Annotated in this window: 15 protein-coding genes and 1 pseudogene; 9 read left to right on the top strand and 7 right to left on the bottom strand. The window is 64.6% G+C overall.

Annotated features, from left to right (window positions below; all coding sequences use genetic code 11):
- Positions 1-14 precede the first annotated feature (14 nt).
- From I6L32_RS05215 to tldD, 5 genes are all read left to right on the top strand, one after another.
- Positions 15-602 carry a nucleoside triphosphate pyrophosphatase gene (locus tag I6L32_RS05215; RefSeq protein WP_010672636.1) on the top strand — a complete coding sequence of 196 codons (588 nt, stop codon included), beginning with the start codon at positions 15-17 and terminating at the stop codon, positions 600-602.
- A gap of 79 nt (positions 603-681) precedes the next feature.
- On the top strand, positions 682-2151 hold the full coding sequence (rng, locus tag I6L32_RS05210; RefSeq protein WP_010672637.1) for a ribonuclease G: 1470 nt from the start codon (positions 682-684) through the stop codon (positions 2149-2151).
- The gene (locus I6L32_RS05205) at positions 2152-6051 is read left to right on the top strand and encodes a YhdP family protein (protein WP_216944780.1); all 3900 of its coding nucleotides are present in this window, start codon (positions 2152-2154) and stop codon (positions 6049-6051) included. It abuts the gene before it with no gap.
- A 245-nt stretch (positions 6052-6296) separates the two neighbouring features.
- The gene (locus I6L32_RS05200) at positions 6297-7103 is read left to right on the top strand and encodes a carbon-nitrogen hydrolase family protein (RefSeq protein ID WP_216945121.1); all 807 of its coding nucleotides are present in this window, start codon (positions 6297-6299) and stop codon (positions 7101-7103) included.
- A gap of 57 nt (positions 7104-7160) precedes the next feature.
- Positions 7161-8609 (top strand): metalloprotease TldD, encoded by a 1449-nt coding sequence (tldD, locus tag I6L32_RS05195; protein WP_041212218.1) that lies wholly within the window; start codon positions 7161-7163, stop codon positions 8607-8609.
- A gap of 55 nt (positions 8610-8664) precedes the next feature.
- Here the strand turns inward: tldD and I6L32_RS05190 are convergent, their stop codons facing one another.
- The 3 genes from I6L32_RS05190 to I6L32_RS05180 form a co-directional block, all read right to left on the bottom strand.
- On the bottom strand, positions 8665-8868 hold the full coding sequence (locus I6L32_RS05190) for a hypothetical protein (RefSeq protein WP_041212219.1): 204 nt from the start codon (positions 8866-8868) through the stop codon (positions 8665-8667).
- A gap of 159 nt (positions 8869-9027) precedes the next feature.
- Positions 9028-9750, bottom strand: a complete 723-nt coding sequence (locus I6L32_RS05185; RefSeq protein WP_069785498.1) for a MarC family NAAT transporter — start codon at positions 9748-9750, stop codon at positions 9028-9030.
- A 120-nt stretch (positions 9751-9870) separates the two neighbouring features.
- Positions 9871-11187 carry an MFS transporter gene (locus tag I6L32_RS05180; protein ID WP_069785499.1) on the bottom strand — a complete coding sequence of 439 codons (1317 nt, stop codon included), beginning with the start codon at positions 11185-11187 and terminating at the stop codon, positions 9871-9873.
- Positions 11188-11341: 154 nt separating this feature from the next.
- Between I6L32_RS05180 and I6L32_RS05175 the strand changes: the two are divergent.
- Positions 11342-12018: pseudogene (locus tag I6L32_RS05175) on the top strand (ATP-binding protein).
- Positions 12019-12091: 73 nt separating this feature from the next.
- Here the strand turns inward: I6L32_RS05175 and I6L32_RS05170 are convergent.
- Together I6L32_RS05170 and I6L32_RS05165 are read right to left on the bottom strand one after the other, a co-directional pair.
- A complete protein-coding gene (locus I6L32_RS05170) occupies positions 12092-12946 on the bottom strand; it encodes a neutral zinc metallopeptidase (RefSeq protein ID WP_069785500.1) in 855 nt (284 codons plus the stop codon).
- Positions 12947-13020: 74 nt separating this feature from the next.
- Positions 13021-13284 carry a hypothetical protein gene (locus I6L32_RS05165; RefSeq protein WP_039040440.1) on the bottom strand — a complete coding sequence of 88 codons (264 nt, stop codon included), beginning with the start codon at positions 13282-13284 and terminating at the stop codon, positions 13021-13023.
- Between the two features lie 140 nt (positions 13285-13424).
- Here I6L32_RS05165 and I6L32_RS05160 point away from each other — a divergent pair, with 140 nt between their 5' ends.
- Positions 13425-13946: a GNAT family N-acetyltransferase gene (locus I6L32_RS05160; protein ID WP_010672652.1), complete on the top strand. Its 522-nt coding sequence runs from the start codon at positions 13425-13427 to the stop codon at positions 13944-13946.
- Between the two features lie 103 nt (positions 13947-14049).
- On the opposite strand, the gene I6L32_RS05155 is transcribed toward I6L32_RS05160, so the two are convergent.
- The gene (locus I6L32_RS05155; protein ID WP_010672653.1) at positions 14050-14226 is read right to left on the bottom strand and encodes a hypothetical protein; all 177 of its coding nucleotides are present in this window, start codon (positions 14224-14226) and stop codon (positions 14050-14052) included.
- A gap of 471 nt (positions 14227-14697) precedes the next feature.
- Positions 14698-15975: a sodium:proton antiporter gene (locus tag I6L32_RS05150; protein WP_049637291.1), complete on the bottom strand. Its 1278-nt coding sequence runs from the start codon at positions 15973-15975 to the stop codon at positions 14698-14700.
- Between the two features lie 204 nt (positions 15976-16179).
- Here I6L32_RS05150 and metH point away from each other — a divergent pair, with 204 nt between their 5' ends.
- The gene (metH, locus tag I6L32_RS05145; RefSeq protein ID WP_216944779.1) at positions 16180-19875 is read left to right on the top strand and encodes a methionine synthase; all 3696 of its coding nucleotides are present in this window, start codon (positions 16180-16182) and stop codon (positions 19873-19875) included.
- A 67-nt stretch (positions 19876-19942) separates the two neighbouring features.
- Positions 19943-21010 carry a Gfo/Idh/MocA family oxidoreductase gene (locus tag I6L32_RS05140; RefSeq protein ID WP_216944778.1) on the top strand — a complete coding sequence of 356 codons (1068 nt, stop codon included), beginning with the start codon at positions 19943-19945 and terminating at the stop codon, positions 21008-21010.
- Positions 21011-21191: the final 181 nt, after the last annotated feature.

The raw sequence follows: 21191 nt of genomic DNA, 5'->3' as shown, positions 1-21191 counted from the left end.
TCATTGAGTGAAGTATGAACAAGCACAACGAACTGCAACTCTATCTCGCCTCGGGCTCCCCCCGCCGGCACGAGCTTCTGACCCGCCTGGGCTACCGTTTCGAGGTCCTCAAGCTGGATGTGCCGGAGCTGCGCAACGACGGTGAGAAGCCCCAGGATTACGTCTGCCGGCTGGCCCGCGACAAGGCGATGGCCGGTGTGGCCGCGGCGCCCACTGCGCTGCCTGTGCTGGGGGCCGACACCATAGTGGTGCTGGGGGAGCGGGTGCTGGAGAAACCCTCCGACCTGCTGGACGCCAAGGACATGCTGGAAGCCCTCTCCGGGCGGGTACACCAGGTGATGACGGCGGTGGCCCTGGCCACCCCGGAGCGGTGCGATGTGCGGCTGGTCACCACCAACGTGGCGTTTCGCAAGCTGGACGAGGCCGAGATCGAAGCCTACTGGCGCACCGGCGAGCCGTGCGACAAGGCGGGCGCCTATGCTATCCAGGGCATTGCCGGCAAATTCGTCAGTCGCCTCGAGGGGAGCTACAGTGCCGTGGTCGGCCTGCCCCTGCTGGAGACGGACCTGTTGATCAAGCAGCACCTCGAGCAGACCCGGTAATCCTCTCGTCAGCAGTGCGCTGCTGAGTTACCCGTTGTTCGTCGTGCCAGAATTCAAAACTAGAAAGGCAAGGTAACTTATGTCGGTAGAACTGCTGGTAAACGTCACCCCCTCCGAAACCCGGGTCGCCCTGGTCGAGAACGGTCTGCTGCAGGAAGTGCATGTGGAGCGTCAGGCCAAGCGCGGCATCGTGGGCAACATCTACAAGGGCAAGATCAGCCGCGTGCTGCCCGGCATGCAGGCCGCCTTCGTCGACATCGGCATGGACAAGGCCGCCTTCCTGCACGCCTCCGACATCGTCCCCCATACCGAGTGCGTGGCGATCAAGGAGAAGGAGCAGTTCCAGGCCGGCAACATCGCCGAACTGGTGCGCCAGGGGCAGGACATCATGGTACAGGTGGTCAAAGACCCGCTCGGTACCAAGGGGGCCCGCCTCACCACCGACATCACCCTGCCATCCCGTTATCTGGTCTTCATGCCGGGCAGTGCCCACGTGGGGGTCTCCCAGCGCATCGAATCCGAGGCGGAGCGCGAGCGCCTCAAGCGCACCGTGGCCGGCTATGTGGACGAACTGGGCGGCTACATCATCCGCACCGCCGCCGAAGGGGTGGGGGAGCAGGAGCTGGAGCAGGACGCCGCCTTCTTGAAGCGTCTGTGGCGCAAGATCCTCGAGCGCAAGCAGAAGTACCCCCCCTGCAAGATCCTCTACGAGGATCCTAGCCTGGCATTCAGGGTGGTGCGTGACTTCGTCGGTGCCGAGCTCGACAAGATCCGGGTCGACTCGCGCCAGAGCTTCGATCAGCTCAAGCGTTTCACCGAGGAGTACGTGCCCGAGCTTGCCAACAAGCTGGAGTACTACACCGGCGAGTCGCCCATCTTCGATCTTTATGACGTGGAGAACGAGATCCAGCGGGCCCTGGAGCGCAAGGTGGAGCTCAAATCCGGCGGCTATCTCATCATCGACCAGACCGAAGCCATGACCACGGTGGACATCAACACCGGGGCCTTCGTCGGCCATCGCAATCTGGAAGAGACCATCTTCAACACCAACGTCGAGGCCACCGCCGCCATCGCCCGTCACCTGCGCCTGCGCAACCTCGGCGGCATCATCATCATCGACTTCATCGACATGCAGTCCGAGGATCACCGTCGCCGGGTGCTGCACAGCCTGGAGCTGGCGCTGGCCAAGGACAGGGCCAAGACCAACGTCAACGGTTTCTCCCAGCTCGGGCTGGTGGAGATGACCCGCAAGCGTACCCGGGAGAGCCTGGAGCACGTGCTCTGCGCCGAGTGCCCCGAGTGCAAGGGGCGCGGCCGGGTCAAGACGGTGGAGTCGGTCTGCTTCGAGATCCTGCGGGAGATCATCCGGGTCAACCGCGCCTACGACGCGGATCAGTTCACCGTCTATGCGGCCCCCTCGGTGGCCGATTACCTGCGGGGGGAGGAGTCCCACAGTCTGGCGGAGCTGGAAGTCTTCATCGGCAAGCAGGTCAGGGTGGTCTCCGAGCCGCTCTGTGGGCAGGAACAGTTCGATGTGGTGATGATGTAATTGGTCTATCGCTGGTTGAGTCGGGGCTGGTTGGCCCTCGGAGTCTTCTTCGTGCTGCTGGCCGTTCTGGTCAGCGTGGTACGACTGGGCGGCCCTTTGCTCAACCAGCACCGAGCGGCCGTGATAGGGACCCTGCTCGGAGAGAGTCAGCTCGAGGTGAGCGTGGATCACGTCGGGCTGGAGTGGACTCCCCGCGGCCCGGCCATCGGGCTGGAAGGACTGGCCATCGCCCCCGATTCGGGGCGTTTCTCCCTGCGCCTTGGCAAGGTGTGGGCCCACCTCGACTTCTGGCGCTCCCTCAACGAACTCAGACCGGTGTTTGGCCAGTTGATCCTGAGCGACGGCAACATCGCGCTGGACATGACCCAGCCCGCCACCCCCGTCAGCGGGAAGAGCGCGAACCAGCAGGAGGCCCTGCTACGCTTCCTGCTGACCCAGCTCTCCACCTTCGACATTCACGACACTCGCCTGAGCCTCACCACGGCACTGGGGGAGGTGCGCGCCCTCGACATCGCCCAGTTGCGCTGGCAGAACCGCGGCAAGCGGCATCAGGGGGTCGGCAAGGCCTATCTCATCAACGGGGTGGGGGAGAGCACCCTGGACCTCATCATCGATGTGGATGCTCCCGAGGTGCGGCTCGACCGCCTCAAGGGCCAGCTCTATCTGGGGGCCCGGGAGCTGGACATCAGCCCCATGCTGGCCCGGATCCACGCCGGCGCGCCGCCGGTGAGCGGCCAGCTCGACTTCCAGCTCTGGAGCGAGTTCGAGAAGGGCAGGCTCGGCAACTCCCTGCTGGCCTTTGGCAACAACCACCTGATCTGGAAGGACGAGATCAAGGGAGAGCCGCACCGCCTCGACCTGCAGGGGGGCAAGATCCAGCTGCGCCGGGACGGCGAGGCGTGGCAGCTCGCCAGCCACGACGTCATCTTCAAGCTCGATGGCGCCACCTGGCTGCACAGCCGCCTGCAGCTCGAGCGCATCGGCTCGCGCATCCAGGGCTATGTGCCCGCCATCGATCTCGACCAGATTGCCAACTTGAGCCAGCTGGTCTCCGGCCTCTATCCCGAGCTGACCGAGACCCTCAAGCGCACCCGGCCAAGGGGCCAGTTGCAGGAGCTGGTCCTGCAGGCCGACGGGGACTGGCAGGGGCTCTCTGTGCAGGGGCAACTGCGCGGCTTCGGGACCCGGGCCTGGCACGATGTGCCCGGTCTGCAAAAGCTGGACGGCGACTTCTGGCTGACCCCGAACGGGGGGCGTGCCCGCCTGACCCTGGGCAAGGGCAAGGTGGATCCGGCCCGCCACTTCAAGGAACCCATCCCGGTGGACAGCCTGAGTGCGGCCCTCGACTGGTGGCGGGCGCCGCAAGGCTGGGTGCTCTATGGTCAGGACATTGCCCTGGACAACCCGGATCTGCGCCTCGCCAGCCGGTTTCGCCTCGAGCTGTTCGAGCACCCCTTCCTCGCCCTGACCGGGCGGATCGACGTCAAGAACGCGGCCCATGCGGATCGCTACTACCCCCTGGCGGTGATGGATGAGGGGCTGGTGAGCTACCTGAGCGGCGCCATCAAGGGGGGCAAGGCCAAGGGAGCCGACCTGCTCTGGTACGGCGAATTCCGTGACTTCCCCTACGACAACGGCAAGGGCGTCTTCCAGGTGGCGGTGCCGCTGCAACAGGCCACCTACGAGTTTTTCCCGGGCTGGCAGCCGCTGACCGACCTGCAGATCGATCTGCTGTTCCAGAACGCCAGCCTCGACATGAACAGCCGCGCCACCCAGCTCGGCAAGGCCAGCTCCGACTCGGTGCACGCCTGGATCCCGGACCTCTATCCGGGGGCTCACCTCTACGTGGATGCCAAGGTTGAGGGCGAGGGCAAGGCCATCAGCGACTATTTGCAGGACTCGCCGCTGGGGGGATCCGTCGGTCAGGCGCTGCGGGAGGTGGAGATCCGCGGCCCCATGAAGGGCACGGTGAAGCTCGACATACCGCTGGATGGCGAGGGGGAGGTCAAGGCCAGCGGGGAAGCCAGCTTCAAGGACAACAAGGTGAGGATCGCCTCCCTGGATCTGCCCCTCGACGGGGTCGCAGGGACGCTCGAGTATGACAACGAGCAGACGCGCATTCACAACCTCAAGGCCAGCCTGTGGAACCAGCCGCTGACCCTGGATTATCAGGGGCGGCAACTGCCCCACGGCTATCAGGCCGACCTCAAGTTCCAGGGGCAGTGGGACAGCCGCCGCCAGCGCCGGGACATACCGGCCCTCGAGATGCTCCAGGGGCGCAGCAACTGGTCCGGTACCCTGGGGCTGACCCTGCCCGAGAACAAGGCGTTCAGCTTCCAGCTGGCGCTGGACTCCAACCTGCAGGGCATGGGGCTGGATCTGCCCGTGCCCCTGACCAAGGCGGCGGGTACCCGGCTGCCCCTCAAGGTGACGGCCCGTGGGCGGGATGGCAGCGCCGACATCCGCGCCGTGCTGGGGGCGGACATCGACATGCAGAGCCGCCTGGTGTACGGCGACGGCGTCCCCTACCTCAGCCGGGTGCGGGTCAACATCGGCCAGCCCGGGGCGCGGGTGATGCAGGACAAGCCCATGCTGCTCGCCATCAACCAGCAGCAGGCGGACGTGGCCGGCTGGCTGGCTCGTCTCAAGCAGTGGCTGCCGGCCGGTTCGGCGCCGAGTGACAATGCGGTGGTGGGCCCCTCTTTCTTGCCCCAGGAGTGGTGGGTAGATGGCCAGCTGGCCCGTGCCGACATCGGCAGTGCCAGCCTCAAGGCGGTGCACTTCACCCTGGGGCCGGTGAACCAGGCCACCGAGGTGATGATCGACAGCCCCGACGTGATGGGGGTGGTGCGGGTGCCGGTGGCCGATGGGCGCCCCATCGATGCCAAGTTTGCCCGCATCTACTGGTCCGGCAAGGGGACCGATCTCAGCCCGGATCCCGATGAGCGCCAGGACAGGGCCATCATGAATGCCATTCCCTGGCTCACCTTCAGCTGCGTGGATTGCCGCTTCGGCGAGCTGCCCCTGGGTGAGGTGAAGGGGGAGCTGCTGCCCGGGGCCAACCGGCTGGATCTCAAAGGACTGGAGATGCGCCTGGCGGGCAGCACCCTGCGCGGCAGCGCCGAGTGGCTGGCCCGTGGCAGCCAGATGCAGACCCGTGCCAGGGTGAACCTCGAGACCCGCAACAGCGAGCTGCTGCTCAAGCGGCTCGGCTACACCTCGCCCATCGGGGATGCCCCGGGCAAGCTGGCGCTGGATCTGAACTGGCGTGACGTGCCCTACCGCCTGAGCCTGCCGACTCTGGCGGGCAGCGCCGACTACCAGCTGGAGGGAGGCACCCTGCGGGAGGTCAACGACAAGGGGGCCCGGCTGCTCTCCCTGCTGAGCCTCGACTCCCTGATGCGCAAGCTGCGCCTCGATTTTCGCGATGTATTCGACAAGGGCTTCTATTTCGAGTCCATGTCCGCCTCCGCCAAGGTCAATCAGGGGGTGGTGGAGAACAACGACTTCTACATGAAGGGCGCCGCGGGCAACCTGCGGGGCAAGGGCATCGCGGATCTGGTGCGCTGGCGGCTCGACTTTGATCTGAGCTTCTCCCCCAACCTGGGGGGCACCCTGCCGGTGGTGGCGGCCTTCTCCCTGACCCCCATCACCGGGCTCTATGTGCTGGCCCTCTCCAAGCTGCTGGAGCCCGTGGTGGACGTGGTGACCCGCATCGATTTTCGGGTCTCCGGCCCGCTGGACGCCCCCAGGCTGGTGGAGGCGGGGCGGGATCGCGCCCGCATCAAGCTCAACCAGCACCAGAAGGATGCGGTGGATGCGGTGGCGCCCGGCCTGCCCGCCAAGGAGGTCACCCCCTTCCTGCTCGATCCCAAGCATCAGGGCTCGGGTCAGCGCTGAGGGCATGCACCGGGCTGGGGGACTTTCCCCCGGCCGCCAAACCCCTCATAGTGCAGATATTGCCCTGCGAGCCGAGAAGGCCTTCTGTCACCGGTCACCGGCTCGCCCAACAGATGAGTGCGGATATTGCCCTGCGAGCCGAGAAGGCCTTGTGTCACCGGCTCGCCCAACAGAAGAGTGCGGATATTGCCCTGCGAGCCGAGGAGGCCTTCTGCCACCGGCTCGCCCAACAGAAGGAGCGCGTCATGTGGCTAGCCGCCATGCAGTTGATTTCGGGTCGTACCTGGCAGGATAACCGGGAGCGGATCGCCGCCGAGCTGGCGAGTCTGCCCGGGGAGCGCCCCTTGCTGGTGCTGCTGCCGGAAAACTTCGCCCTCTTTGGCGAGCGGCAGGGGTATCTGGACGGGGCAGAGCCGTTGGGAAATGGCCCAATCCAGCAGCAACTCTCTGATTGGGCCAAATCCCACGGCATCTGGCTGGTGGCCGGGGCCATGCCCACCGCCATCGCCGGTGCCGACCACATCCACACCAGTACCCTGGTGTTCGATCCCGACGGCGAGATCAAGGGGCACTACCACAAGATCCACCTGTTCGACGTGGACGTGGCGGACAATCACGGCCGCTACCGGGAGTCGGAGACCTTCAGCCCGGGTGATCAGCCTGTGCTGGTGGACTCCCCCTTTGGTCCCCTCGGCCTTTCTATCTGTTATGATCTGCGCTTTCCCGAGCTGTACCGCCAGTTGGCCCGGGCCGGTGCCCGGGTGCTGCTGGTGCCTGCCGCCTTTACCGCCGTCACCGGCGAGGCGCACTGGGAGCCCCTGCTGCGGGCCCGTGCCATCGAGAACCAGTGCTACGTGGTGGCCGCCAACCAGGGGGGCACCCACGAGACGGGGCGCCAGACCTGGGGCCACAGCATGGTGATCGACCCCTGGGGCCGGGTGCTGGCCTGTCTGGCGTCGGGGCAGGGCACTGTGCTGGCGCCACTGGATGGGGCCCTGGTCGATGAATTGAAACGCACCATGCCGGTGCTGCAACACGCCCGCCTGCTGTGAGCCCGCGGCCGTGGATTTAACCGTTACGACATCTCGCATGAGAGTGGAGAGAAAGATTTGAGTCTATTGAGCCAGGTTAGTGCCTCACTGTTGGCCCCGAACGATCTCGACGAAGGGCGGCTGCAACAGCTGCTCGGCAGCCTGATGAGCCATCAGGTGGAGTTCGGCGACCTCTATTTCCAGCGCAGCTGGCACGAGTCCTGGATGCTGGAGGACGGCATCGTCAAGGATGGCAGCTACAACATCGATCAAGGGGTGGGGGTGCGCGCCGTCAGCGGCGAGAAGACCGGTTTCGCCTACTCGGACGAGCTGAGCCTGCTGGCGCTGCAACAGTCGGTGACTGCCGCTCGCGGCATCGCCGCCGCCGGTGCGCAGGGCAAGGTGAAGGCGTGGGCTCGCACCGAAGCAAACCTGCTCTACCCGGCGCTGGATCCCCTGCAAACCCTCGACAAGCAGCAGAAAATTGCCCTGCTGGAGCAGATGGACAAGTTCGCCAGAAGCCTGGATCCCGCCATCAATCAGGTGATGGCCTCCATCAGCGGGGTCTATGAAGAGATCCTGGTGGCCGCCACCGATGGCACCCTGGCCGCCGACGTGCGTCCGCTGGTGCGCCTCTCGGTGACCGTCATCGCCGAGAAGGGGGATCGCCGTGAGCGCGGCAGCGCGGGGGGCGGTGGCCGCTTCGGTTACGACCATTTCCTCGAGCTGGACGGGCTCGAGAGCCGGGCGTTTGGCTATGTGCGCGAAGCGGTACGCCAGGCGCTGGTCAACCTGGAGGCCATCGACGCCCCGGCCGGCACCATGCCGGTGGTGCTCGGTGCCGGCTGGCCCGGTGTGCTGCTGCACGAGGCGGTGGGTCACGGTCTGGAAGGGGACTTCAACCGCAAGGGCTCCTCCGCCTTTGCCGGGCGCATCGGCGAGCAGGTGGCCTCCAAGCACTGCACCATCGTCGATGACGGCACTCTGCCAGGTCGGCGTGGCTCCGTCTCCATCGACGACGAGGGGACGCCGGGCGGTTACAACGTGCTGATCGAGAACGGCATTCTCAAGGGTTACCTGCAGGACAAGCAGAACGCCCGCCTGATGGGCGTGCCGCTCACCGGTAACGGCCGCCGCGAATCCTACGCCGCCCTGCCGATGCCGCGCATGACCAACACCTACATGCTGGCGGGTCAGTACGATCCGGCCGAGATCATCGCCTCGGTGAAGAAGGGCATTTACGCCCCCAACTTCGGTGGCGGCCAGGTGGACATCACCTCCGGCAAGTTCGTCTTCTCCGCCTCCGAGGCCTACCTCATCGAGGATGGCAGGATCACTGCGCCCATCAAGGGGGCGACCCTGATCGGCAACGGCCCCGAGGCGATGAGCCAGGTTTCCATGGTGGGCCGTGATCTCGCGCTGGATCGCGGGGTCGGGGTCTGCGGCAAGGAGGGGCAGAGCGTGCCGGTCGGCGTCGGCCAGCCCACCCTCAAGCTGGATCAGCTCACCGTGGGCGGCACCCAGTAAGGTCACACACCTTTGTAAACCCCGGCCCGGCGCCGGGGCTGGGAAAGGGGTCGGGTCAGTTGACCGAAATGGCGCGGGCGTCGATGAAGAAGCGGGCGTGGCCGTGGTCATCCACCCTTATCTGGGCGAGCAGGCGATCCTTTCGCTTGAACTCCCATCCTGTCTTGATCCGGGTCAGCGCGGGGCTGGCGGCACCGACCACGTTCAGATACTCATGAAACAGGCTGTAGCTTCCAATCTCGGTCAGCATCTTTTCCATTTGCATATCTCCTCAAGTGATGGGGTCAGCACATGCCACGCTAGCGGTAACCTTCTGAACCCTGCCTGTACAAAAACCAGACTACCCCATCAAGATGAAGGCAATATGATCAGGCGCAAGATCAGGAGGGATTTGCACGAAAAATGACACCGTTTTCAATCAGGGCTGGCGCGGCACGGCGAGATGATCGAGGGCGGTAGATCCGGCATGGGTCGGCAAGGCGGCAGTGGGTTGTTCCATCACCTGGCCATGGAAGACGGGATCCTGCGCCACCTCCTTGACGCCGTTGATGCAGAACTGCATACCCATGCACACCAGCAGGAAACCCATGATGCGGGTCATGGCGTCGATGCCGGTGGCTCCCAGGATCTTGCACACGGGATCTGCCAGCTTGAGCACACCCCAGCTGATCAGGCTCATCAGGGCGAAGGCGGTGACCATGGCGGCATAGATGACGACGCGATCGGCCTCGGCCGGCAGCTCGGCGATCTGGGCCGCGCCGCTGATCACCAGCGCCATGGTGCCGGGTCCGCACATGCTGGGCATGGTCAGGGGCACGAAGGCGATATTCTGGTTGGCCTCGACCCCGGCAGACTGGTTTGGCGAGGGGAACAGCATGCGAAAGCCGATGAAGGCGATGATGAGGCCACCGGCCAGGCGCAGGCCGGGAATGGAGATCCCGAACAGATCCAGGATGGAGGATCCGATGAAGAAGCTGACGCACAGGGTGGCGAACAGATAGAGGGCGGCCATGTTGATCTGGCGGCGAATGTGCTCGCGGGACATGCCCTTGCTCAGTCCCAGCAGCAGGGTGGCCGTGGTGGGCGGGTTGACCATGGGCAGCAGGGCCAGCAAGGCGAGAAAGACGACCTGGAAGAACATAGTGGACCTCGGGCAGATGGACGGATTGGGGTGAGCTGGCAGGTCCGCAGCGGACCGCCACCCGGTCGATGATATCCGCAAAGAACAAGCCCCGACAGTGCGGGGCTTGCTTGGGAAGGATCAGGCGGCCTGCGGGGTGGCCTGGCGTTGGCCGCGCTGGCGCAGCCAGAGCCAGATGCCGAGCACGAAACCGAGGGCGGCCAGGCTGACCACATAGTGGGAGGGGGCCAGCACGTCCTCCTTCATCCAGAGGGTGACCAGCATGGGGGTGAGGCCGCCGAAGATGGCGTAGGCCACGTTGTAGGAGAACGACAGCCCGGAGAAGCGCACCACCGGCGGGAAGGCATTGACCATGACGTAGGGCACGGCGCCGACGATCCCCACCGCAAAGCCCGCCAGCATGTAGAGGGGCACCAGCTGATCCGTGCCGGCTACCAGGCTGTGGTAGAAGGTATAAGTGGCGCCGGCCAGCAGCAGGGAGCCCAGGATGAAGGTAGGGCCGCTGCCGATGGCATCGATCAGGCGACCATAGACGATGCAGCCCAGGGTGAGGGCGACGATGGCCAGGGAGTTGGCGGTCAGGGCATCGGCCGGGCTGATGCCGTGCACCTTCTGCAGATAGGTCGGGGTCATCAGGATCACCACCACGATGCCGGCGGAGAGCAGCCAGGTCAGCAGCATGGAGACGACGACGCTGCCCTTGTGTTCACGCAGCACCGTCTTGAGGGGCAGCTCCTCGGCCAGGGACTTGTTGGCCTGCATCTCGGCGAAGACCGGGGTTTCGTGCAGCCAGCGGCGCAGGTACATGGCGACGATGCCGAACACGCCGCCGAGCACGAAGGCCAGACGCCAGCCCCAGTCGCTCACATCGCCCGGGCTCATGCCACGGTTGATGGCGGTCGCCACCAGGGAGCCGAGCAGGATGCCGGCGGTCAGCCCCGCGGTGAGGGTGCCGCAGGCGACACCGACCCGGCGGGCGGGCACGTGCTCGGCCACGAAGACCCAGGCACCGGGGACTTCCCCGCCGATGGCGGCCCCTTGCAGGATCCGCAGCAGCAGCAACAGCAGGGGGGCGGCGATGCCGAGCACGGCGTAGGTGGGCAGCAGGCCGATCAGCAAGGTCGGCAAGGCCATCAGGATGATGCTGAGGGTGAACATCCGCTTGCGGCCGATGAGATCGCCAAAGTGGGCCATGATGATGCCCCCCAGGGGACGAGCCAGGTAGCCGGCGGCGAAGATGCCGAAGGTCTGGAACTGGCGCAGCCACTCGGGAATGTCGGCCGGGAAGAAGAGCTCGCCGATGACCACGGCGAAGAAGACGAAGATGATGAAGTCGTAGAATTCGAGGGCGCCGCCCAGCGCCGCCAGGCTCAGGGTTTTGTAATCCTGTCGATTGAGGGGGCGACCGTGGTCGTGCGATGTGCTGACTTTACTCATATCCTTATGTTTCCCATCGTTTTTTTAGTTATTCTCCCCGGTGTGCTGCGGGGATACGCTCACCCACGAGGGTATGCTTTTGTGTCCCGCAATGTAAATCGCACAATTCGCAACACTGTCTTGCAGCACGGTGCGGCAAGTAGCTGGAGAGATCATGACGAAGAAAAAGGTACTGCTCTCCTGGAGCAGCGGAAAAGACAGCGCCTGGGCCTTGCATCGCCTGCGGCAGGATCCGGCCATCGAGGTGGTGGGGCTGTTCACCACCCTCAACCAGGCGTTCGAGCGGGTGGCCATGCACGGGGTGCGCAAGCAGTTGCTGCTGGCACAGGCTGAGTGTGTGGGCTTGCCGCTGACCACCATCGACCTGCCCTGGCCCTGCAGCAACGAGGAGTATGGGCGCATCATGACGGGCTTCATCGCCGATGTGCAGGCCAAGGACATTTACCACATGGCGTTCGGGGATCTCTTTCTTGAGGATGTGCGCGCCTATCGGGAGCGGCAACTGGCGGGACCGGCATCACGCCGCTCTTCCCGCTCTGGGGCAGCGACACGACCGAGCTGGCGCAGGCGATGATCGACGCCGGGCTCAAGGCCAGGGTCTGTACCCTGGATCCGGGCAAGCTGGACGCCGGGTTAGGTGGTCATGAATTCGGCCCGGCCTTGCTGGCTGCCCTGCCCGCCGGGGTGGATCCCTGCGGCGAGAACGGGGAGTTCCACACCCTGGCCTGGGACGGCCCCATGTTCCTGCATCCCTTGCCCATCCGGGTGGGGGAGACGGTGCTGCGGGACGGCTTCGTCTTCACCGATCTGCTGGCGGAGGATCCCGAATGAGGGAAGACCCCCTCGGGTGAGAAAGAAAAGGGGCCGGCTCCGTGAGGAATCGGCCCCTTTGCGTTTGCCCCCTTCAGCGGGCGGCGAAGGTGTCGCAACTGGTGGGCTTGCCGCTGTCAAAACCGCGTTTGAACCAGGTGAGGCGCTGGGCCGAGGTGCCGTGGGTGAAGCTGTCGGGAACGACCCGGCCCTGACCTTGCTGCTGCAACCTGTCGTCGCCGATGGCCTGGGCGGCGTTGAGCGCCTCTTCCAGATCGCCGCGCTCCAGCACCTGCTCTTTTTCCATATAGTGGCCCCAGACCCCGGCGAAGCAGTCCGCCTGCAGTTCGAGCTTGACCGACAACCGGTTCTGGGCGACCTGGCTGAGCCCCTGTTGCTGCTGGCGCACCTTGGTGGAGATACCGAGCAGGTTCTGCACGTGGTGGCCCACCTCGTGGGCGATCACATAGCCCTGGGCGAAGTCGCCGTCGGCCCCCAGCTTGTCGCGCATGTCCTGATAGAAGGAGAGATCGATGTAGACGGTGCTGTCGGCCGGACAGTAGAAGGGCCCCATCACCGACTGCCCCTGGCCGCAGCCGGTGCGGGTCGCACCGCGATAGAGCACCAGTCTGGGGGCCTGATAGTGGTTGCCGCTTTGCTGGAACATCTCGCCCCAGGCGTCCTCCGTGGAGGCGAGCATCACCGAGGTGAAGCGGGCGAGGGGATCGTTGGCAGTCTGGGACGAGTTCTGACGTTGGGGCTGGCTCTGCGGGGCCGGATCCTGCAGCAGGGGGCCGAGGTCCACGCCGTAGTACCCCGCCACCATGACCACCACCAGCAGGATCAGGCGCCCCTTGCCACCGATGGGCAGGCCGCCACCCCCGTTGCCGCCGCCTTGCTGGCGTCGGTCTTCCACATTGTTGCTCTCACGGCGATCTTGCCAGCGCATATCCCCATACTCCCGTCATTGGTGGTGGCAGTAATGATAATGGCTGGCGCCGGGGCTTGCCTAATCGGCCCGGGTCATTCGGCCCAGGGCATCTCGGGCAGGCTGTCGAGAAACTCGCCGTAACGGACGAGGTTGAAGGGGCCCTGTTCGGCTTCCATGGCCATGAGTTCGGCGCCCAGGGCGCAGGCGATGTATTGCAGCGCCTCTTCCCGCGGGGTGCCCTTCATCACCAGGCGCATCAGGGTGGCTTTCACCTGGAGGGGATGGCCGTCGGCGAGCTGGTTCTCCACCATCTCCAGCAGTGTCTCTTCATCAAAAAATTCGGGGGTATCGGTCATGGCCGTTCTCCTGCCTGTTCCATGGGGTGGGCAGTATAGCGGGGACGCGGCTCCCGGGGGCGAAAATATCCTCCGGGTCTTGCCAAGGAAGCGGGGCGGGAGCAGTCTTGGACACTCTCTCTGCCGAACGAGCCCATGTCATGATCCTCTCCGAGCGCCTGGAACTGCGCGAACTGACCATTGTCGATGCCCCCTTCATTCTCGAACTGCTCAACGATGGTGATTTTCACCGCTACATCGGCGATCGCGGGGTGCGTACCCTGGCGGATGCCGAAAACTACATCCAGCAGGGGCCTGCGGTCAGTTATGCCCGCCACGGTCACGGACTCTATCTGGTGGTGCGGCGGGAAGACGGGGCCAGGCTCGGCATCTGCGGTCTGATCAAGCGCGATACCCTGCCCTGTGAAGACATCGGCTATGCCTTCCTGCCCGCCTGGCGTGGCCAGGGCTATGCCATCGAAGCCGCGCGGGCGGCCATGGCAGATGGCCGTGAACGGCTCGGCATCGAGCGGGTGGTCGCCATCGTCACCCCGGGCAATGAGCGCTCGGTCCGGCTACTCGCCAAGCTGGGGCTGAGTCAGGGCAAACGGGTCAGGCTGGGAGCCGGCGAGGAGGAGTGCCTGCTGCTGGAGGCGCCTGACAAGGAGACTTGCGGGGTCTAGCCACCGCTCTGGGAGCGGGGCCATGCAGACTATGACGTCAGGCAAGGAGGCCGCCGTGAGTTGCGGCCTGTCTGCATCGGGCGCTGCCGGTGGGCAGGCAAGGTCAGTTGAGCTCTTCGATGGAGAACTCGCCGGCGATGCCATCACAGGAGATGGCGAAGCCGCCGCTGAAGCGGGTGCTGAACTGGATCAGGAACGCATCGTCGTCGTGCTCTTGCACGGGCAGGTTGATGGGTTTGCTGCGACGCAGGGGTTTGCGGATCTGTACGTGTTTCATCATGGTATTTCTCTATATAAATTAAGTGTTTGCTCCTTGTATTGGCAAATGTCAGGTCAATGGGCGCGGTCAGCACGATGGCGGACGAGCGCGCAGGAATACCCAGCCCGGTTCAGGGGCGTCTGCACTTTCAAGGAAGGCGCCAAGGACCACGCGGATGCATGATGCTACTTGGGAGTGGGCAGATCGGGTCTGCACCGTGAGAGCCGGGCAACGCAGGCAGACAGCCTGAACGGTTCTCAAGGCGAGTAAATCAGAAGAAGGTTATGCGGGTACTGGCAGGATTCATCGTGAGGTGAAGCATTGCGAACATAATCAGGGCTGATTAACTAGCCGGCGCGCATTCTCTCCTCGAAATGTGTAAAAAGCAAACACTAATTGTGCGTTCACCCAGTCATTCCCTGTTTTTCACTGCCACGGGGACGGCAAAAGGGCTCCCGAGGGAGCCCTTTTCATTGCCGGTCAGGGACGGGCTCAGGCGTCGCCACAGGCCTTCTTGGCGGCGGTGATCATGGGGGTAATGGTCATACCCTGTACCACGATGGAGAACATCACCACCGAGTAGGTCATCACCAGGATCACCTGGCGCAGATCGACGTTGTGCTCCGGGATCATCATGACGCCGGATGGCAGTGCCAGGGCCATGGCCATGGCCAGACCGCCACGCAGGCCGCCCCAAGTGAGGATGCGCACCGAGAAGGTGTTGTAGCTGCGGAACTTGCGGAACGCCACATAGGGCAGGGAGACGCTGATGAAGCGGGCGGCCAGGCAGAGCGGGACCGCGATGACCAGCAGGATCCAGTCGCGCCAGTCGAGGTCCAGCAGCACCAGTGCCAGACCGATCAGCAGGAACAGCAGGGCGTTGAGGAACTGATCCATCAACTCCCAGAAGTGATCCAGGTGGTGCTGGCTCTGCTCGGAGAAGCCGGAATGACGGGTCCAGTTGCCGATCATGATGCCGGTCACCACCATGGCCAGGGCGCCGGAGACGCCGATCATGTTGGCGAAGGCGAAGCCCGCGGTCGGGATGCAGAGGGTCAGCAGCAGCTCCAGGGAGCCGTCGTCGGTGGCGCTGATCATCACGTGGGCGATGAGGCCCAGCACGGCCCCGAACAGGATGCCGCCGAGGGCCTCATGCAGGAACAGACCGGCCACGCTGCCGAAGGTGGGCTCCACGCCGCCAAAGGCCACGGCAAACACGGTGGCGAAGATGACGAGGCCGACACCGTCGTTGAACAGGGATTCCCCCTCGATCTGGATGGCGATCTGGGGTGGCGCCTTCATCTTCTTGACGATGGCCAGTACGGCGATGGGGTCGGTGGGGGAGATCAGGGCACCGAACAACATGCAGTAGACCAGCGGCACATCCCAGCCCAGCAGCTTGGCGATGAACCAGAAGCCGTAGCCGATGAGGAAGGTGGAGAGCAGGGTGGCGGCTATGGCCAGAATGGTGATTTCCCACTTCTGGCTACGCAACGCCTTGAGGTTGATGCCAAGCCCGCCGGCGAACAGCAGGAAGCCCAGGATCCCCTTCAACAGGAAGTTCTGGAAGTCGATGCTCTCCATGGTCTTGATGGCGAGAGGCTCCAGATTGAACCAACCCAGTTTGCCAAACAGCACCAGCAGCGCGGAGATCAGCATGGAGCCCGCAGTGATGGCGATGGTGGTCTGGATCTTCACAACATACTGGTTGGCAAAGGCGATGAAGATCGCCAACGCTGCCAGGAAGCAGAGTGTGTAGTAGACGCTCATAGTTATTTTTCTCTTTGGTAAACAGCAAGCACGTATCCCTCTTGAGGACGGGCATAGGGTACTCCCGGGTTAGATCATGCTCATTACCTATTTATGGTTATATTTAATCGTCACCACGGACAGATAGACGGCTAGATTTCCATTTAATTTGATTGCTGCTAGGATGGGCATCACGCAGTTGCATGGATGTAAGGGGTACGAGCGGTGTCGAGCAGAGAGTCGAACAAGAAAGCGGATGTCACAACCAGGCTGGAAGCCTGTCTCAAGGAGCGGATCCTGATCATCGACGGGGCCATGGGCACCATGATCCAGGGCTACAAACTCGGTGAGGCGGACTATCGGGGGGAGCGGTTTGCCGACTGGCATACCGACATCAAGGGCAACAACGACCTGCTGGTGTTGAGCCGTCCCGCCGTCATTCGCGAGATCCACGACCAGTATTGTGCCGCCGGGGCCGACATCCTCGAGACCAACACCTTCAACGCCACCCGCATCGCCATGGCGGACTACGAGATGGAAGCGCTCTCGGCCGAGATAAACCGGGAGGCGGCCCGCCTGGCCCGCGCCGTGGCGGACGAGTGGACCGCCAAAGACCCGGCGAAACCGCGCTTTGTGGCAGGGGTTCTGGGCCCCACCAACCGTACCGCCTCCATCTCGCCGGACGTGAACGACCCGGGCAAGCGCAACGTCACCTATGACGAGCTGGTGGCCGCCTACACCGAATCGACCCATGCCCTCATCGAGGGCGGTGCCGACATCATCCTGATCGAGACCATCTTCGACACCCTCAACGCCAAGGCGGCCGCCTTCGCGGTGGACCTGGTGTTTGAGGAGCTGGGTTACAGTCTGCCGGTGATGATCTCCGGCACCATCACGGACGCCTCCGGTCGTACCCTCTCGGGCCAGACCACCGAGGCCTTCTACCACTCCCTTCGCCACGTCAAACCGGTCTCCTTCGGCCTCAACTGTGCGCTGGGGCCGGACGAGCTGCGCCAGTACGTGGAGGAGCTCTCCCGCATCAGCGAGACCCATGTCAGCGCCCACCCCAACGCCGGTCTGCCCAATGCGTTTGGCGAGTACGATCTGGACGCGGTAGAGATGGCGGAGCATATCCGCGAGTGGGCCCAAAGCGGCTTTCTCAACCTGGTAGGCGGCTGCTGCGGCACCACCCCGACCCACATCCGCGCCATGGCGGACGCCGTGGCGGGCATCAAGCCCCGCGCCCTGCCGGATCTGCCGGTGGCCTGCCGGTTGTCGGGCCTGGAGCCTCTCATCATCACGGCGGACTCCATGTTCGTGAACGTGGGTGAGCGGACCAACGTCACCGGCTCGGCCAAGTTCAAGCGCTTGATAAAAGAAGGGCTCTACGACGAGGCCCTGGATGTGGCCAAGCAGCAGGTGGAAAACGGCGCCCAGATCATCGACATCAACATGGATGAGGGGATGCTGGACGCCGAGGCGGCCATGGTGCGCTTCCTGAACCTCATCGCCGGGGAACCGGACATCGCCCGGGTGCCGGTGATGATCGACTCCTCCAAGTGGGAGGTGCTGGAGGCGGGCCTCAAGTGCGTGCAGGGCAAGCCGGTGGTCAACTCCATCTCCATGAAGGAGGGGGAGGACAAATTCATCGAGCAGGCGAAACTGCTGCGTCGCTACGGCGCCGCCGTCATCGTCATGGCGTTCGACGAGGTGGGCCAGGCCGATACCCGTGCCCGCAAGTTCGAGATCTGCCAGCGCGCCTACCGCATTCTGGTGGACCGCGTCGGCTTCCCGCCGGAAGACATCATCTTCGACCCCAACATCTTCGCGGTGGCGACCGGCATCGACGAGCACAACAACTACGCGGTGGACTTCATCGAAGCGGTGAAGGACATCAAAACACACCTGCCCCACGCCATGATCTCCGGCGGCGTCTCCAACGTCTCCTTCTCCTTCCGTGGCAACGAGCCGGTGCGCGAAGCCATCCACGCTGTCTTCCTCTACCACGCCATCAGGAACGGCATGGACATGGGGATCGTCAACGCGGGCCAGCTTGCCATCTACGAAGACATCCCGGCCGAGCTCAAAGAGAAGGTCGAGGCGGTGGTGCTGAACCTCAACGACAACGCCACCGAGGCGCTGCTGGCCATTGCCGAGAAGTATCGCGGCGCGGGTGCCCAGGCGGAGGATCCGCGGGATCAGGAGTGGCGTAGCTGGCCGGTGGGCAAGCGGCTCGAACACGCCCTGGTCAAGGGGATCACCGACTTTATCGAGGAGGACACCGAGGAGGCGCGCGCCCAGGCCGAGAAGCCGCTGCACGTCATCGAGGGGCCGCTGATGGACGGCATGAACGTGGTGGGAGATCTGTTCGGCGCCGGCAAGATGTTCCTGCCCCAGGTGGTGAAGTCGGCCCGGGTGATGAAGCGGGCGGTGGCCTACCTGCAGCCCTACATCGAGGCGGAGAAGTCCGGCGGTTCCAGCAACGGCAAAATCGTGCTGGCCACCGTCAAGGGCGACGTGCACGACATCGGCAAGAACATCGTCGGGGTGGTGCTCCAGTGCAACAACTTCGAGATCGTGGATCTCGGGGTCATGGTCTCCTGCGAGACCATCCTCAAGACGGCCCGGGAAGTGAACGCCGACATCATCGGCCTGTCGGGTCTCATCACTCCGTCCCTGGACGAGATGGTGCACGTAGCGAAAGAGATGGAGCGTCAGGGGTTCAAGCTGCCGCTGCTCATCGGCGGTGCCACCACTTCCAAGGCCCACACCGCGGTGAAGATAGAGCAGAACTACTCCGAGCCCGTGGTCTATGTCTCCAACGCCTCCCGCGCCGTGGGGGTGGCCCAGAGCCTGCTGAGCCCGGAGCTCAAGCCCGCCTTCGTGGCCCGCATCGACAAGGAGTACGAGATTGCCCGGGATCAGCATGCCCGCAAGCAGCCGCGCTCCAAGCCGGTCAGCCTGGCCCATGCCCGCGCCAACCGCCATCAGCTGGACTGGGTGGGCTATGAGCCCCCGGCGCCCCGGGAGCCCGGCGTGCAGACCTTCGAAAACGTGCCCATCTCTGTGCTGCGCCCCTACATCGACTGGACGCCGTTTTTCCTGAGCTGGGAGCTGGCGGGCAAGTTCCCCCGCATTCTGGAGGATGACGTCGTGGGGGAGGAGGCGACGCGCCTCTACGCCGACGCCAACGCCATGCTGGATCAGCTGGAGAAGGATCAGAGCGTGCGCTGCGCCGGTATCGTCGGCCTGTTCCCCGCCAATGCGGTAGGGGACAGCATCGAGGTCTACACCGACGAGACCCGCACCCAGGTGCGCAAGGTGCTGCACCACCTGCGCCAGCAGAGCGAGAAGCAGGGCTTCCCCAACTACTGTCTGGCGGACTATGTGGCGCCGAAGGAGAGCGGCAAGCCCGACTGGATCGGCGCCTTCGCGGTGACCGGCGGCATCGGCGAGGAGGCCATCGCCAAGGCCTACAAGGCGGACCACGACGACTACAACGCCATTCTCATTCAGGCGGTGTGCGATCGTCTCGCCGAGGCCTTTGCCGAATACCTCCACGAGCAGGTGCGCAAAGTGCACTGGGGCTATGCCCCGGACGAGGCGCTCAGCAACGAAGAGCTTATCCGCGAAAATTACCAGGGGATACGCCCGGCGCCGGGCTACCCGGCCTGCCCGGAGCACACCGAGAAGGGGAGCATCTGGGAGCTGCTGGACGTGGAGCAGGCCATCGGCATGCAGCTCACCGAGTCCTACGCCATGTGGCCGGGGGCGGCGGTATCCGGCTGGTACTTCTCCCACCCCGAGAGCAAATACTTCGCGGTGGCCCAGATCCAGCAGGATCAGGTGGAAGACTACGCCCAGCGCAAGGGGATGACCCTGGCAGAGGCCGAACGCTGGCTGGGGCCCAACCTGCATTGATCCCCGTCTGCCCCGCCTCACGCGGTGCGGGGCAGGCGCCGGGTACGCACGCCATATCGAGGTTGCCATGAAGATTGGATTTGTCGGTCTGGGGGCCGTGGTGCAGACAGCCTATCTGCCTGCACTCGCCGCACTGGCGGAAAATACCGAGATATGGGGTTTTGATCCCGCCATCACCCTGCCCGGCGTCATGTCCGCCCCGACCCTGGAAGCCCTGCTGGCCGAACCCCTGGATCGGCTGGTGATCGCCACCCCTTCCCTGCTGCATCTGCCCGTGCTGGAGCAGGCACTGGCCAGCGCCATTCCCCTCATCCTGGTGGAGAAACCCGTGGTGGCCACCCTGGCCCAGCACGATCGCCTGCACGCCCTGCTGGCGGACCCCGAGGTCGCAGCCAGGGTGCTGGCGCTGGATCACTGGATGGCCCGCCATGCCGTCCAGCAGTTGCTGCTGAGCGGAAAACTGGATGAAGGCTGGCAGCCTCGGGAACCAGGCTGCACCGGGGTCGGGCTGGCCACCCTCGCCGATATCTGCGCGGTGGAGGGCTTTTTGCTGGAACCCTGCGGCCTGGACGAGGCGGGGCATCCCTATGCCCTCAACTTCGCCACCGGGGAGCCGGATCGGCGGGTCCTGCGCCATCCAGACGGGGTGATCCTCGACATCGGCACCCATCTGCTGGCGATGATCCGGGAACTGCTGGTGGCCCTGGGTGGGGACGACCGCCTGCACCTGATCGCGGAGGGCGTCTGCGACCGGCTGGGGCAGCCCATCCGGCGCGGGGATCTGGAGACCGCCGAGGGGCGGGCCTGCCTGCGCGGCGAGGCGGCAGGGGTGCCCCTGACCCTCTGGCTCGACAAGTATGCCGGTCCCGGGGTGGAGAAGAAGGGGCTTTGCCTGCACTTCAAAGACGGGCGGCGCATCGAGCTGCTTCGCCGCGGCAACCTGGAGTGGCTGCACCATCACGACGTCGACGGGATGCGGGGCTGGCAACATGAGGGGCCTCTCTATCGCCACTGCATCGCCCAGACCCTGCTGGCCCCCGTGCCTTTGGGAGGCTGGGTCGGCACCACGGCGCGCCGTTTGCAGGAGGTCGCCCTGCTGCTTGAGTTGCAGCAAGGGCTGCGCGGCCTCCATTGACGTCGTTGTGCGCCATCCGGCATGAGGGCTGGTGGCTGGCGCCGTCTTGCAGAACGGTCCGTTCTTGAGTGCGGCACTCTCGGTTTTTGCCCGTTCTTGCAGAACCGCGCATGGTGAGGGGAAAGGATTGGCGTTGCCAGTCGTTCATGGCACCTTATACTCTCCAGTCCGATTATCAGGT

Origin of the sequence: Aeromonas sp. FDAARGOS 1402 (assembly GCF_019046925.1) — a bacterium.
In the GTDB taxonomy this organism is placed as follows: domain Bacteria; phylum Pseudomonadota; class Gammaproteobacteria; order Enterobacterales; family Aeromonadaceae; genus Aeromonas; species Aeromonas caviae.
Note: the sequence above shows the minus strand (reverse complement) of the source record. Positions and strands in the feature narration are given on the sequence as shown.